The sequence below is a fragment of the Pseudomonas sp. S07E 245 genome (genome assembly GCF_019599025.1).
Taxonomy (GTDB): domain Bacteria; phylum Pseudomonadota; class Gammaproteobacteria; order Pseudomonadales; family Pseudomonadaceae; genus Aquipseudomonas; species Aquipseudomonas shirazensis.
Genome location: NZ_CP080625.1, coordinates 142911 through 158185, shown reverse-complemented (window position 1 = coordinate 158185; position 15275 = coordinate 142911). Strand labels below are relative to the sequence as shown.

The 15275-nt window shown below is 63.3% G+C and carries 12 protein-coding genes; 5 read left to right on the top strand and 7 right to left on the bottom strand.

Annotated features, from left to right (window positions below; all coding sequences use genetic code 11):
* Positions 1-4: 4 nt before the first annotated feature.
* On the top strand, positions 5-2050 hold the full coding sequence (locus K3F44_RS00705; RefSeq protein WP_101317043.1) for a PhoX family phosphatase: 2046 nt from the start codon (positions 5-7) through the stop codon (positions 2048-2050).
* A gap of 70 nt (positions 2051-2120) precedes the next feature.
* Here K3F44_RS00705 and gspK read toward each other — a convergent pair whose 3' ends face one another.
* On the bottom strand, positions 2121-3083 hold the full coding sequence (gene gspK / locus K3F44_RS00700; RefSeq protein ID WP_150573881.1) for a type II secretion system minor pseudopilin GspK: 963 nt from the start codon (positions 3081-3083) through the stop codon (positions 2121-2123).
* A gap of 144 nt (positions 3084-3227) precedes the next feature.
* On the opposite strand from gspK, the gene tatA reads away from it, so the two are divergent.
* The 3 genes from tatA to tatC are packed head-to-tail and all read left to right on the top strand — an operon-like array spanning position 3228 to position 4491.
* On the top strand, positions 3228-3461 hold the full coding sequence (gene tatA, locus K3F44_RS24935) for a twin-arginine translocase TatA/TatE family subunit (protein WP_101317039.1): 234 nt from the start codon (positions 3228-3230) through the stop codon (positions 3459-3461).
* Complete coding sequence (gene tatB / locus K3F44_RS00690; RefSeq protein WP_101317037.1) at positions 3461-3751, top strand: Sec-independent protein translocase protein TatB; 291 nt, start codon at positions 3461-3463, stop codon at positions 3749-3751. The genes tatA and tatB overlap by 1 nt, the downstream gene beginning before the upstream one ends.
* The gene (tatC, locus tag K3F44_RS00685) at positions 3748-4491 is read left to right on the top strand and encodes a twin-arginine translocase subunit TatC (RefSeq protein WP_150571047.1); all 744 of its coding nucleotides are present in this window, start codon (positions 3748-3750) and stop codon (positions 4489-4491) included. Before tatB ends, tatC begins: the two co-directional genes overlap by 4 nt.
* A gap of 90 nt (positions 4492-4581) precedes the next feature.
* Here the strand turns inward: tatC and cutA are convergent, their stop codons facing one another.
* Positions 4582-4893 (bottom strand): YqfO family protein, encoded by a 312-nt coding sequence (gene cutA / locus K3F44_RS00680; RefSeq protein WP_103436248.1) that lies wholly within the window; start codon positions 4891-4893, stop codon positions 4582-4584.
* Between the two features lie 3 nt (positions 4894-4896).
* Complete coding sequence (gene purL, locus K3F44_RS00675) at positions 4897-8796, bottom strand: phosphoribosylformylglycinamidine synthase (protein WP_150571048.1); 3900 nt, start codon at positions 8794-8796, stop codon at positions 4897-4899.
* Positions 8797-9039: 243 nt separating this feature from the next.
* Here purL and mltF point away from each other — a divergent pair, with 243 nt between their 5' ends.
* Positions 9040-10497, top strand: a complete 1458-nt coding sequence (mltF, locus tag K3F44_RS00670) for a membrane-bound lytic murein transglycosylase MltF (RefSeq protein WP_186697580.1) — start codon at positions 9040-9042, stop codon at positions 10495-10497.
* A 5-nt stretch (positions 10498-10502) separates the two neighbouring features.
* Here the strand turns inward: mltF and tadA are convergent, their stop codons facing one another.
* The 4 genes from tadA to K3F44_RS00650 form a co-directional block, all read right to left on the bottom strand.
* The gene (tadA, locus tag K3F44_RS00665; protein ID WP_101317025.1) at positions 10503-10988 is read right to left on the bottom strand and encodes a tRNA adenosine(34) deaminase TadA; all 486 of its coding nucleotides are present in this window, start codon (positions 10986-10988) and stop codon (positions 10503-10505) included.
* Entirely contained in the window at positions 10988-12370 is a 1383-nt protein-coding gene (locus K3F44_RS00660) for a multicopper oxidase family protein (protein ID WP_101317023.1), read from the bottom strand. The genes tadA and K3F44_RS00660 overlap by 1 nt, the downstream gene beginning before the upstream one ends.
* A gap of 139 nt (positions 12371-12509) precedes the next feature.
* Positions 12510-14561 carry a TonB-dependent receptor gene (locus tag K3F44_RS00655; RefSeq protein WP_220633176.1) on the bottom strand — a complete coding sequence of 684 codons (2052 nt, stop codon included), beginning with the start codon at positions 14559-14561 and terminating at the stop codon, positions 12510-12512.
* Positions 14562-14744: 183 nt separating this feature from the next.
* Entirely contained in the window at positions 14745-15236 is a 492-nt protein-coding gene (locus K3F44_RS00650) for a GNAT family N-acetyltransferase (RefSeq protein ID WP_220633175.1), read from the bottom strand.
* Positions 15237-15275 lie beyond the last annotated feature (39 nt).

Sequence of the window (15275 nt, the reverse complement as noted above, 5' to 3'; positions counted from 1 at the left end):
CCTGATGAGTCGAGACACCGGCGACAACCTGGACCGCAACCAAAGCGGCAACCTGCCGATGGCTAGCGTCATGGACACTTACCTGAGCCGTCGCACCGTGATGCGCGGCAGCCTTGGCGCAGCCATCGCAATGATCGCCGGCACCGGTCTGACAGGCTGTTTCGACAGTGGTGGCGGTTCCGACAACGACTCGCCGTCTACCCCGGAGCCGGTCAAGCTCAAGCTCGGTTTCGACTCCATCGCCGGCTCGCGCACCGATGCCTGCGTCGTCGCTGCCGGTTACAGCGCCTACGTGCTGGCGCCTTGGGGCACTCCGCTGAACAGCAACGCCAATCCGTGGAAGTCCGATGGCAGCAACACCTCCACCGACCAGGCCAACGCGATGGGCATGCACCACGACGGCATGCACTTCTTCCCTATCAACGGCAGCTCGGATGACGGCCTGCTGGCGATCAACTTCGAGTACATCGATGCCGCCGCACTGCACCCGGCCGGCCCCACCACCGACGGCAGCGGCAAGCGCCCGGTGGAAGAAGCACGCAAGGAAATCAACGCCCACGGCGCCGGCGTGGTCCGCCTGAGCAAGGTCAGCGGGCGCTGGCAGGTGGTCGACAACGACCCGCTCAACCGCCGCTTCACCACGGTGTCGCTGATGGATATCGCCGGACCACTGCGCGGCAGCGACCACGTCAAGACCAAATTCTCCCCAGCCGGCACCCAGTGCCGCGGCACCAACAACAACTGCGGCAATGGCTACACGCCGTGGGGCACCTACCTGACCTGCGAAGAAAACTGGCCAGGCATCTTCGTCAACACTGCGACCCGCCCGGCGGATCAGGTGCGCATCGGCGTCAGCGCCACCCGTGGCCAGTACCGCTGGGAAACCTGTGCCGGTGATGCCAGCGAAGTGGACGATGAGTTCGGCCGTTTCAACATCACCCCAAGCGGCGCCAGCGCCACTGACGACTACCGCAACGAAGCCAGCACCTACGGGTACATCGTCGAGATCGACCCGTACAACGCCAGCACCCTGGCAGTGAAGCGCACCGCATTGGGCCGCTTCCGCCACGAGGGCTGCTGCCCGGGCCTGCCGGTCGCGGGCAAGCCGTTGGTCTGGTACACCGGCGACGACTCCAACAACGAATACCTGTACAAGTTCGTCTCAGACGCGGTCTGGGACCCGGCGGACGCCACCCCGGCCGACCGCCTGGCTACCGGTGCCAAGTACATGGACCAAGGCAAGCTGTACGTGGCTCGCTTCAATGCCGACGGCAGCGGCAACTGGCTGCTGCTCGACGTGGCCACCGCCACCACCGGCGGCAGCACCCTGGGCGCGCTGTTCGGTGACCTGCCGGGGATCATCATCAATACCCGCGGCGCCGCCGATGCCGTTGGTGCAACGCCGATGGACCGCCCCGAGTGGACCGCGGTACACCCGGTCAACGGTGACGTCTACCTGACCCTCACCAACAACAGCGCGCGCACTGCGGACAAGGTCGATGCTGCCAACCCACGCGGGCCGAACCGTCATGGCCACGTGATCCGCTGGCACGACAGCGACGACCAGTTGAGCTTCAACTGGGACATCTTCGTGTTTGGCGCCAACGCTGCCGGCACTGCCGATATCAACCGCTCCGGCTTGACCGAACTGAACCAGTTCGCCAGCCCCGATGGCATGAGCTTCGACAGCCGCGGCGTGCTCTGGATCGAAACCGACAACGGCGAGTCGACCCTCACCGACTACACCAACGACCAGCTGCTGGCGGTGATCCCGACCGATCTGGTCGATGCTGCCGGCAAGCAGGTCCCGGTGAACGCGCAGAACCAGTCGGCCCTGCGCCGTTTCTTCGTCGGCCCGAACGGCTGTGAAGTGACCGGGATTGCCTTTGCCCCAGACAACAAGTCGATGTTCGTCAACATCCAGCATCCGGGCAACTGGCCGTACAACGACGTCGCTACCGACGCCACTCCGGCAGGTGCCACGGTGCGCCCGCGAGCTTCGACGGTAGTCATTCAGCGTAATGATGGCGGCGAGATCGGCACTGCCTGATCGAACCTGATCAACGCCCCGGTTGCAGCGCCGCCCTGGCACTGCGACCGGGGCGTTCTCGATTGTGGGCTCACAACAACGGTTCGCGCGCCCTGACGCGCACCTGCTGCGCCGGCACCCGCGCATGCCACTGCACCACACCCAGAGCCTCGATCTGCAACTGACTGCGCAAGCTCAGCCCCTCTTCCTCGAACGACAGCTGCAACAGGTAATGGCCGCTGTTGAGCAGCAAGCCCTCACTCAAGCGCTCGAACGTTTCATCATCGACCGCACCCAGCGCCTGGCGCAGATCCGCTGCATCGGCATAACCGGTCGCAGGCCGGCCACTGACAATGCGGCTAAGCAGTGAGCGCGGATACTTGCCTTCATACAACGCATCGAGCAGCTCCAGGTGTTCCAGGCCCAAGGCGTTGGCGTTCAAGCGCCAGCCGCTGGTCTGCGCGATCGCACACAACATCGGATAGCGGCGCTGGCGGGTCGCGTCCGGCTCCAGCAGCAGGTTCAGCTCGCTGCTGTCGAGCATCGGCTGATTGGCCGCCAGCCGCGGTGGCTGCTGGCGCAGGTACTGGGCACTTTCGGCGCCTTGCAGGCGGGCATCGCTGTCACTGTCGAGCCAGTCCGCCAGGCCGTGCACCAGCCGTTCGGCCGCCATGTTGTCGCCCAGCAAGTAGCGCAGCTGGCGCTCGGCGCGCTCGGCGTCGTTGCCAAGCAGGGCATTGACGTTGAAGCAGGTGTGCTGATCGCGTACCCGCAACTGCGCCGTACCGCCGGCAAAATCGTAATTCAGTGGCTGCCCGCGCAGGGCCTGCCAGAACAGCGGGCTGAGCCGCCAAGCGGGATCGCGCAGGGCTTGTTTGGCATAGGCCAGACCGGCCTGTTGCATCGCCCGCGCCTGCACCCGCTGCTGCAGCAGGCGCACTTCATCGACCTGACGACGGCCACCTTCGACCAGCCAGGTCAAGCCCGCAGCCAGCATCGCCAGCGCCACCATGACCATCAACAGTGCCGCGCCCTGCTGTTGCTTACCGCCCATTGCCGCCTGCCTTTTCATCACCGAAAGCCGCCAGTCAACACCGTGCGTGTTGCAGGCAGATGGCAGCCGTTCCACCGTCATCCAGGCGTCATCTAGGACAGGCAGGATTGCTTCTCTTTCATGGCCTTACAGGAGTGCGCTGACATGGGTGGTATTGGAATCTGGCAACTGGTGATCGTGCTGTTGATCGTGTTTCTGCTGTTTGGCACCAAGCGCCTCAAGGGCCTGGGCAGCGATGTCGGCGAGGCGATCCAGGGCTTTCGCAAATCCATGGGCGGCGATACCGATGCCAACAACGCTGCCAATGTTCAGGCCGAGCAGGCGCCAACGCTGAACGGGCAGAGCGTGCCGCAGGCGCACACGGACCGTCAGGCCTGATGTTCGAGATCGGCTTCACCGAGCTGATGCTGGTCGGCATCGTCGCCCTGCTGGTGCTCGGCCCCGAGCGGCTGCCGGTGGCGGCGCGCGCGGTCGGCCGCGTGCTGGGCCAGGCCCGTCGCGCGATGCACACGCTGCGCACCCAGGTCGAACGCGAGATCGACCTGCCGGCACTGGACAGCGCGCCGCTGCAACGCCTGGAACAGGACCTGCGCCAGGGTATCCGCCTCGACACGCAGCCGGCCAATGACGCCGCTGCGCCGGTCATCGCCAAGGAGAATGCATCATGAGCATTGCTGTGCCTGAGCAGCCTCGCATGCCGATCACCGAGCATCTGCGCGAACTGCGCAAACGCCTGCTGCGCGCCCTGCTGATGATCGGCCTGCTGTTCGCCGCGCTGTTCCCGTTTGCGCAGACGCTGTACACGCTGATTTCCGAGCCGCTGCGCCGGTACCTGCCGGAAGGCACCAGCATGATTGCCACCAGCGTCACCTCGCCGTTTCTGACGCCGTTCAAGCTGACCGCGATGTGCGCGTTGTTCGTGGCCATGCCGTTGCTGCTGCATCAGGCCTGGGGCTTCATAGCGCCCGGCATGTACCAGCGCGAGCGGCGCATCGCCCTGCCACTGCTGCTGTCGAGCATCGTCCTGTTCTACAGCGGCATGGCCTTCGCGTTCTTTCTGGTATTTCCGATGATGTTCGGCTTTTTCGCCAGCGTGACGCCTGATGGCGTGGCGATGATGACCGACATCAGCCTGTATCTGGATTTCATCATGGCGCTGTTCCTGGCGTTTGGCCTGGCGTTCGAGATCCCGGTGGCGACCTTCATCGTGGTCTGGGCCGGTTTGACCGATGTGGCGACGCTGCGCAAGAGTCGGCCCTACGTGATCGTCGGCTGCTTTGTGGTGGGGATGATCCTGACGCCGCCGGATGTGTTCTCACAGACGATGCTGGCGGTGCCGATGTGGGTCCTGTTTGAAGTCGGGCTGTTGGCCTGCACTTCGCTGCCCACGAGGCGCAGTGGCGACTGAGGCACGTGCAGCAGCGTGTCACTGTAAATTGAAAAGCCCCGGCAGTGGCCTGCCGGGGCTTTTCGCGTGTAACGGTGCGACAACAACAGCTCAGAAGTCAGCCAACGGCCAAACCTCATAAGCAGGCGTTTCGTACGGGTGGCTGTGCTTCAAGGCAGTGACAACCTGCTGAATCAGCTCGTCGGCCACCACCAGCTCGACCTTCCACTCCTCGACCTGCTCGACCTCGCCAGCCTGCCCGAGAAACGGCTGGCTGCCGGCCATCGGCCGGAACTGGCCTTGGCCAAGGGTCTGCCAGGCGCAGTGCTCATAGCCACCGATACGGCCGCCACCGGCGGCAAACACGGCGGCCTTGACCACTTCGACATGGCTGGCCGGGACGAAGAAGGCGAGCTTGTACACCGCTTAGTTCACCCAAACCCGCGCGTTGCGGAACATGCGCATCCACGCCGCATCTTCCTGCCAGTCGTCTGGACGCCACGAGTTCTGCACTGCGCGGAACACCCGCTCAGGGTGCGGCATCATGATCGTCACGCGGCCATCGCGGCTGGTGAGACCGGTGATGCCACGCGGTGAGCCGTTCGGGTTGGCCGGGTAGGCTTCGGTGACCTTGCCGTGGTTGTCGACAAAGCGCAGCGCCACGCAGCCAGACTGGTCGGCTGCAAGCAGCGCGGCCGGGTCGGCGAACTCGGCGTGGCCTTCACCGTGGGCGATGGCGATCGGCATATGCGAACCGGCCATGCCCTGCAGGAAGATCGAGTTGGACTTCTGCACCTCGACCATCGCCACACGGGCTTCGAACTGCTCGGAGCGGTTACGCACGAAGTGCGGCCACAGCTCGCTGCCCGGGATCAGCTCGTGCAGGTTGGACATCATCTGGCAACCGTTGCACACACCCAGGGTGAAGCTGTCGTCACGCTCGAAGAATGCCTGGAAGGCATCCCGCGCGCGGCTGTTGAACAGCGCCGACTTGGCCCAGCCCTCACCGGCACCGAGCACGTCACCGTAAGAGAAGCCGCCGCAGGCAACCAGGCCTTTGAACGCTTCCAGGTCAACACGACCGGCGAGGATATCGCTCATGTGCACGTCGACGGCGTTGAAGCCGGCACGGTCGAACGCCGCAGCCATCTCGACCTGGCCGTTGACGCCCTGCTCACGCAGGACTGCCACTTGCGGGCGGATGCCTTTTTTGATGTACGGCGCCGCGATGTCATGGTTGACGTCGAAGCCAAGCTTCACGCTCAGGCCTGGGTTGTCTTCAACCAGCAGGCCGGCGTATTCCTGATCAGCGCAGTCGACGTTGTCGCGCAGGCGCTGGATCTGATAGCTGGTCTTGGCCCACTCGCGCTGCAGCTGGCCGCGATCACCGGTGAATACCGCTTCGCCGGCGAGCTTGATCAGCACTTCGCTGTTGTTGATCGGCTGACCGATCACGGCTACGCAATCCTCGCCCAGGCCAGCAGCGCTGAACTGCGCGAGCACGTCCGGGGTGGCATCCTGGCGAACCTGGATGACCGCGCCGAGCTCTTCGTTGAAGAGAATCGCCGCGACTTTTTCGCGCTTGCTGGTCAGGGTGTCGAGTTCAAGGTCCAGACCGCAATGGCCGGCGAAGGCCATTTCCAGCACGGTGGTCAGCAGTCCGCCGTCGGAACGGTCGTGGTAGGCCAGCAGGTGACCATCGGCGTTGAGGCCCTGGATCACGGCGAAGAAGGCCTTGAGGTCTTCAGCGTCGTCGACGTCCGGCGCTTGCGCAGCCAGCTTGCCGTGGGTCTGCGCCAGGATCGACGCGCCCATGCGGTTTTTGCCGCGGCCCAGGTCGATCAGGATCAGGTCGGTTTCGCCCTTGTCCATGCGCAGTTGCGGGGTCAGGGTCTGGCGTACGTCGACCACCGGAGCGAAGCCGCTGATGATCAGCGACATCGGCGAGGTCACGCTTTTTTGCGCGCCCTGCTCGCTCCACTGGGTCTTCATCGACATGGAGTCCTTGCCCACTGGAATGGTCAGACCCAGCTCAGGGCACAGTTCCATGCCGACGGCACGGACGGCGTCGAACAGGCGGGCATCTTCACCCGGGTGGCCGGCTGCCGACATCCAGTTGGCCGAGAGTTTGATGTCGGACAGCTTGTCGATACGCGCAGCAGCCAGGTTGGTCAGCGCCTCACCGACCGCCATGCGGCCGGAGGCCGGAGCATCCAGCAGTGCCAGCGGCGTGCGCTCACCCATGGCCATGGCTTCGCCGGTGTAGACGTCGAAGCTGGTCGCGGTCACGGCGCAATCCGCTACCGGAACCTGCCATGGGCCGACCATCTGGTCGCGTGCAACCAGGCCGGTGATGGTGCGGTCGCCGATGGTGATCAGGAAGCTCTTGCTGGCCACCGCCGGGTGGTGCAGCACGCGCTCGACCGAGTCGGCCAGGTCCAGCGTGCTTGGGTCGAACTCATCGCCAAGCTCTTCTTCGCGAGTGACCGAACGGTGCATACGCGGCGGCTTGCCGAGCAGGACGTCGAGCGGCATGTCGACCGGGGTGTTGCCGAAGTGGCTGTCGGTAACGGTCAGGTGCGGTTCGGCAGTGGCTTCGCCGACCACCGCAAACGGGCAGCGCTCACGTTCGCAGATGGCTTTGAAACGCTCGAAGTTGGCCGCATCGACCGCCATCACGTAACGCTCTTGCGATTCGTTGCTCCAGATTTCGTGCGGGGCCATGCCCGGCTCGTCGTTGGGCACGTTGCGCAGTTCGAAGCGGCCACCACGGCCACCGTCGTTGACCAGCTCAGGGAAGGCGTTGGAAATGCCGCCCGCGCCGACGTCATGGATGAAGGCGATCGGGTTGTCGTCGCCCAGCTGCCAGCAGCGGTCGATGACTTCCTGGCAACGGCGCTCCATTTCCGGGTTTTCCCGTTGAACGGAAGCGAAGTCGAGGTCAGCCGAGCTGGCGCCGGTGGCAACCGACGACGCCGCGCCGCCACCCAGGCCGATCAGCATGGCTGGGCCGCCGAGCACGATCAGCTTGGCGCCAACGGTGATCTCGGCCTTTTGCACGTGATCTTCACGGATGTTGCCCAGGCCGCCGGCCAGCATGATCGGCTTGTGGTAGCCGCGCACTTCTTCGCCGTGCGGGGTCTGGATCGACTGCTCGAAGGTACGGAAATAGCCGGTCAGGGCCGGACGGCCGAATTCGTTGTTGAACGCGGCGCCGCCGAGCGGGCCTTCGACCATGATGTCGAGGGCGTTGACGATGCGCTCTGGCTTGCCGTATGGCTTCTCCCACGGCTGTTCGAAGCCTGGGATCCGCAGGTTGGACACGGTAAAGCCGGTCAGGCCAGCCTTGGGCTTGGCGCCGCGACCGGTCGCGCCTTCATCACGGATCTCGCCACCAGAACCGGTGGAAGCGCCGGAGAATGGCGAAATGGCGGTCGGGTGGTTGTGCGTCTCGACCTTCATGAGGATGTGCACCGGCTCCTGCACCGCGCCGTACTGGCGGGTTTCGGGGTTCGGGAAGAAGCGCCCGGCCACGCTGCCGACGATCACCGAGGCGTTGTCCTTGTAAGCCGACAACACGCCTTCGCTGTGCATCTGGTAGGTGTTCTTGATCATGCCGAACAGGCTCTTGTCCTGCGCCTGGCCGTCGATGTCCCAGGTGGCATTGAAGATCTTGTGTCGGCAATGCTCGGAGTTGGCCTGGGCGAACATCATCAGTTCGATGTCGTTCGGGTTGCGCTTGAGGCCCTGGAAGGCGTTGACCAGGTAATCGATCTCGTCTTCGGCCAGGGCCAGACCGAGGTCGATGTTGGCCTGCGCCAGAGCTGCACGGCCACCGCCGAGCACGTCGACCGAGGTCATCGGCTTGGGCTGGGCATGGCTGAACAGATCGCCTGCCTGCTCCAGTTGGGTCAGCACGCGCTGGGTCATGCGGTCATGCAGCGCGGCGGCAACTTCTTGCGCGTCGGCCTCGCTGAGGTCGCCGGCCACGTAGAAGGCAATGCCGCGCTCCAGGCGCTGAATGCTCTGCAGGCCGCAGTTGTGGGCGATGTCGCTGGCCTTGCTGGCCCAGGGCGAAATCGTGCCCAGGCGCGGAACTACCAGGAACAGGCGGCCAGTCGGCTCTTGTACCGGCACGCTCGGCCCGTACTTGAGCAGACGGGCCAACACTTGCTGCTGGTCGGCGGTCAATTCACCATCGACGTCGGCGAAGTGGGCGAATTCGGCATACAAGCCGGTAACAGCGGGGACTTTCTGGCTCAGTTGCTCGAGTAGCTTACCGTGGCGAAAGGCAGAAAGGGCAGGAGCGCCGCGCAGGATCAACATCGTCGGGACAGCCTCAGGAAGGGGGTGTGCTTAGAGGCCGTGCATTCTAGCGTAATTCGCGCGATTGGGCACCCGCTGCAAGGCAATGCTGCCGGGCGGCTGAACCGGACTCCGGGGTCAGAAAAGTCGGGGCTTTTTACCGCTTTTGCTCGGCCATCAACAAATCCCTGGCCAATCTGCTAGCAGACCTGCCCAGCGTTGTCGAGATATGGCAGTTGCGGCCCTTTGCGTATACTGCAAGCTATGTTCGCCCCCACTGCTTTGCGCAAGCGTTGCGCCCAATGGCTCTTCGCAACCGGCCTCTTCCTGATGCTCGGTGCCTGTGTTGAAAAACCCAGCACTCTCGAGCGCGTCAAGGAAGACGGCGTGCTGCGCGTGATTACCCGCAACAGCCCGGCCACTTACTTCCAGGACCGCAACGGCGAAACCGGCTTCGAATACGAGCTGGTCAAGCGTTTTGCCGATGACCTGGGGGTGAAGCTGGAGATCGAAACCGCCGACAATATCGACGAAATGTTCGATCAACTGGGCAAACCGTCCGGCCCAGTGCTGGCAGCGGCGGGCCTGGTCAGCAGCGAAAAGCGCAACATCCAGGCAAAATTCTCGCATCCGTACCTCGAAGTCACCCCGCAGGTCATCTACCGCAATGGGCGTTCGCGGCCGACCCAGGCCAAGGGCCTGATCGGCAAGAAGATCATGGTGCTCAAGGGCAGCAGCCATGCAGAGCAACTGGCAGCGCTGAAAAAACAGTTCCCGACGCTGGAATACGAAGAATCCGACGCCGTTGAAGTAGTCGACCTGCTGCGCATGGTCGATGAAGGCCAGATCGACCTGACCCTGGTCGACTCCAACGAGCTGGCGATGAACCAGGTGTACTTCCCCAATGTACGGGTTGCCTTTGACCTGGGCGACAGTCGTGATCAGCGCTGGGCAGTCGCCGCGGGCGAAGACAACAGCCTGCTCAACGAGGTCAACGAGTTCCTCGACAAAGCGCAAAAGAACGGCACCCTGCAGCGCCTCAAAGATCGTTACTACGGCCACGTCGACGTCCTCGGTTACGTCGGCGCCTACACCTTCGCCCAGCATTTGCAGCAGCGCCTGCCCAAGTATGAAAAGCACTTCAAGGCCTCGGCCAAGGTCGAGCAGGTCGATTGGCGCCTGCTTGCGGCAATCGGCTATCAGGAGTCGATGTGGCAGCCTGAGGTGACCTCCAAGACCGGCGTGCGCGGGCTGATGATGCTGACCCAGCGCACCGCGCAGGCGATGGGCGTGTCCAACCGGCTGGATCCCAAGCAGAGCATCACCGGCGGCGCCAAGTACTTCATGCTGGTCAAGGAACAGCTCGACGACAGCATCAAGGAGCCGGACCGTACCTGGTTCGCCCTGGCCGGCTACAACGTCGGCAGCGGCCACCTGGAAGACGCCCGCACCCTGGCCAAGCGCGAAGGCCTGAACCCGAACAAATGGCTGGACGTGAAGAAGATGCTGCCGCGCCTGTCGCAGAAGCAGTGGTACAGCAAGACCCGATATGGCTACGCCCGCGGCGGCGAGCCTGTGCATTTTGTCGCCAACATCCGCCGTTACTACGACATCCTGACCTGGGTGACCCAGCCGCAGCTCGAAGGTCAGGTCGCCGAAGGCAACCTGCATGTGCCAGGGGTCAACAAGGACAAGCCAGCGGAACAGTCTCCGCCGATGTAACCGGCTCAGCTCGAGGCTTTTGCCCGCCGCGCCTTGAAGAAATCGCTGAGTATCTGCCCGCATTCCTGCGCCAGCACCCCACCTTCGAACAGCACCCGATGGTTGAGAAAGCCCTGGGTAAAGAACTGCCCCTGGCTCTGCACGATCCCCGCTTTCGGTTCCAGCGCCCCATACACCACCCGCGCCACCCGCGAATGAACGATCAAACCTGCGCACATACTGCACGGCTCCAGGGTCACGTACAGCGTGCTGCCGGGCAGCCGGTAGTTGCTGGCCGCCTGCGCTGCAGCGCGAATGGCGACCATCTCGGCGTGGGCGCTGGGGTCGCTGTCGGTGATCGGTCGGTTGAAGCCGCTGCCGATCACTTCGCCACCCTGCACCAGCACCGCGCCAACCGGCACTTCGCCCAACGCCGCACCTTGCGCAGCCAGCTCCAGGGCCATCTGCATAAAAGCCTGATCACGGCTGCGATCAATAATCTGCGCGCGCATCAGACCACCGCAATCGCGGCCATCAGGCCGGTTTCCATGTGGTCGATGACGTGGCAATGGAACATCCAGGTGCCCGGGTTATCAGCCACCAGGGCCACCTGGGCGCGCTCGTTCTTGCCCAGCAGGTAGGTATCGGTGAACCACGGCTCGGTGATTTTGTGCCGGTTGGAGCTGAGCACCTTGAAGCTCATGCCATGCAAGTGAATCGGGTGCTGGTACTGGGTCATGTTCTTCAGCTCGAAGATGTAGCTCTTGCCCTTTTCCAATGTGGCGATCGGGCGGTCGGCGCAGGTCTTGTCGGTAATGTCCCAGGCCTTGCCGTTGATCTGCCACAGGCTTGGCGGGCGGCCGCTGTCGGTGTCGACCGAAACCTTGCCGACCCACTCGAAATTGAAGTTGATCTTCTCGGCGTTGGCCAGGTCTGGTTCGGCGATCGGGTTGGCCGGTAATGCCGGCGGCCATTCACCGGGGGCGTCGCTGCTGGCAACCGAGCGCAGGGTGCCGAGACGCACAAAGCCGTCGCGCAGGGAGATCTCCTCGCCGGCTTCAGGGATGCGGATCGCCAGGCAGATGCGCATGCCAGGGCCCAGCCAATAGTCATCGTCCAATGGCCGCGGCGTGACCGGGTTGCCATCGAGGGCGTAGATCATCGCCTCGCAGTTGCCACGCAGGTTGATGCGGTAGGTCCAGGTATTGTCGAGGTTGAGCAGGCGCACGCGCACGACCTGCCCGGCCGGCAGCTCGGTGACCGAATCGGCCTGGCCGTTGATGGTGATCAAGCGCCCAGCGGTGCCATTGCGCGCAGCTTCACGAGGAATGCTGAACGGCAGCCACCCGCCCTGCTCGTCGACGTGCCAGTTTTTCAGGCTCAGCGTGCGCTCATGCTTGAAGCCGGTGGGCTCGCGCTCTTCGACGATCAGTGGGCCGACCAGGCCCCGACCAAGCTCCTCGGAGCTGCTCACGTGCGGGTGATACCAGTAGCTGCCGGCGTCCGGCACGCGGAACTTGTAGTCGAAGTACTCGCCGGGCTTGACCGGCAGTTGCGAGACATAGGGCACGCCGTCCATTTCCAGCGGCAGGCGGATACCGTGCCAATGGATGGTGGTTTCGACCGGCAGGTGGTTGATGAAGCGCACCCGCAGCCAGGTGCCCTGGCGGACCCGCAGCTCGGTGCCCGGCGCCGATGGGCCAAAGGCCCAGGCCTCGGTCTTGAAGCCCGCTACCAGCTCGACTTCAAGCGGCGCGGCGATCAGCTCGTAGTCATGTCCGGCGTTGTCGTCCTCGACCTTGCCCAGCCAGTAGCGCGCTGCGCCTCCAGCGCCCAGGCCAACCACGACCAGGCCAGTCAGGCCCTTGAGCATTTGTCGACGGGTAAAGGACATCGGTGCAGGTACCTCGTTATACGCGATCAGTCTGCCAGCACGGGGCGGGCAATGAAGGGCGAATACGATACACCTGCAAATGCGAAAGATTAAGTGAAGTGTTGATGGTCTTAACCTTCGAACCCCAGCTGGTCAGGCTTTACAACTTCATGTTGAGCGAGACAAACGCCGAGCGGCCCGGCGCTGGCGAAAACATCGGCTGATCGTCGCCGCCCCAGAAGAAGTTGTCGTACCAGACGTATTCGTACTCGCGATCAGTAAGGTTCTTCAGTTGCAGGTCGACACTGGTCGCGCTGGAGATACGGTAGCGCACGCTGGCATCCAGCACGGCAAAGCCACCGTACTTGCCTTGCTGATTCTGCGCATCGATGTAGTAGTCGCCCTGGGCGCGGGCCTGCAGGCCAAAGCGCCAGTCATCGTTGTACTGGTAGTCGGCGCCGAGGTTGCTGATGTAACGCGGCGTCGAAAACACCTCCTTGCCCGCCAGCGACTCGCCAGTGGCGGCGAAGGCCTTGACCACCTTGGCCTCCTGAATCGAGTGCGAGCCCCACAACGTCCACTGTTCGTTCAATTGCGCGTTGAGCTGCAGGTCGATGCCGCGCCGACGGGTTTCGCCAAGCCCCACCGAGGTGCCGGTGGCCGGCATATTGGCCACTTCATCGGTAGCATCCTGCTGCCACACGGAAACGCGCGCCTCAGCGCCGTCGAACGGGCGGAACTTGACCCCCAGTTCTTTGCCGGTATTGATCGACGGGGCATAGCTGGCCTGGCCGGCGCTCAAGTAGGCCGGGAAACTGCTACCGGTAAGAATCTGGAACGTGCGGCCCCAGTTGGCGTAGACGTCGACGCTTTCGCTGACGCTGTAGACCACGCTCAACTTCGGCTGCTGGATCCAGCCGTAGTCCTGCAACGAGGCCTTCTGGCCGCCGAGGGTGGTGGTATTGCCGTCGAACTTGTCGACACGCATGGCCGGGATGATCTTCAGTGACTCGGTCGGCTGGATGATCGCCTGCACATAGCCACCGAGGTTGCGCAAGGTGTAGTGGTCGTCGTCCTGAATGCGCGCGGGGGCTGCATCGAAATCGGTCGGCACGCCAAAGCTGTAGCGTTGCCGGCGATAAGTGTTGTCCTGCTCTTCTACGTTAATACCGCCGTCCAGGGTCAACAGGTCGTTGGCGCGCCAGGTCAGCGTGCTCAGCAGGCCGGTCTGCTGCTCGTCCCACATGCGGCGCTGGCGCGGGGCGTTGCCCAGCGGGTAGTCAGTGAAGGTGATGGTGCGATCATCGTTGTAACTGTTGTAATAGAGCTTGTTGCTCATGCTCAATTGATCGCTGAGTTGCCAGTCCATGTGCAGGCTCAGCTGCTTCATGTCGCGGTCGTCGCCGTCGTTGGCGTTCTTGGCGGGCGACTGGGTGCGGCTGGCGCGCAGCTCATCGCGGGTGAGAAACCCGCTCTCCTCGGCCTGGTGGTGATACAGCCGGGCGATCAGGCCAACGCGCAGGGTCTGCGCGTCATCAGTAACGAACCATTTGCCGCCGAGGGCGTATTTATTGGAGTTGCTGTTGTCGCGAAAGCCGTCCGAGTCCTGCTTGGCCAGAATGTAGTTCTGGGCGAAGTTACCCTCTTCATGGCCGATCGCCAGCTGTACTTCACGGGTATCGAAACTGCCGTAAGTGACTCGGCTGTCGATGTAGTTGCCACCTTGGCGGGTGACGTAGTTGATGTTGCCGCCGATGTTGTGCAGGCCGTAGCGCGGGTCGTTGGTACCGCGGACCACTTCGATGTAGCTGATGTCGAGCGGGAACACCATGTCGACAAAGCGCTGGTTACCGCTGTTGACGTTGCTCGGGATGCCATCGATGAGCATCTTGATGCCGTTGATGTAACCCTCACCGTTGAAGGCGCGGAAAGTCGCCTTGCCCGACTCGGCGCCCTGCCCTGTCTCAGTCAACTGGATGCCCGGCATCTGCCCGAGCAACTGCCAGCTGTTCATCACGTTCTTGTCTTCGACCTGATCGCCGCCCAGCACATCGACCGAGGTCAGCACATTCTCGGTGCGCAGCGCGGTGCCGGCTGCCTGCGAGACCTTGATCTCGCCCAGGGTGATGATCGAGCTACCGGTTTGATTGGCATGAAGGTCGGTCATGACCAGCGCGGTCAGCGCGGCAAGTGATAGCGGGGCGGTTCTCATTACAACTCCTGATCGAGCACAAGTGCGGCTAAAGATGAGGCGCGATTCTACGGTTGTTATAACATAACAATCCACAATAAATTTTATGCCTGCACACCGTCCCCTGTAGGAGCGGCCTTGTGTCGCGAAAGGCCCGCAAAGCGGGCCCGGCGATTTTACGGTGCTGCACAAATCCTGAGGCCGCTACACAGACCGGCTACCGCTGGCAAACGCGACCAACGCCTCCCCGCTCAAGCGATAGCCAATCCACTCATCCTGCGCCTTGGCGCCAATGGCTTCGTAGAATTCGATCGCAGGGGTATTCCAATCCAGCACCGACCATTCAAAGCGTCCGCACCCGCGTGCCACTGCCATCTTCGCCAGATGGCGCAGCAATGCTTTACCCGCGCCTGCACCACGCTGTTGCGGCGACACGTACAGGTCCTCCAGATACAAGCCGTGCTTGCCCAGCCAAGTCGAGTAATTGAAGAAATACACGGCAAAACCAATCGGCTCGCCGTCCAGCTCGCAGATCAGGCCATGGGTCGTACTGTGCTCGCCGAACAGGCTGCTCGCGATCCCGGCGACGTCGGTCTTGACCTCGTGTTCGGCCTTTTCATAGATCGCCAGTTCAGTGATAAAACGCAGGATCAGCGCAGCATCGGCGCGCTCGGCAGGGCGGATTGTCAGCGTCATTGCGAGGGTTCCGGTAGGGAGTGGCGGCTCAAGCTTAAT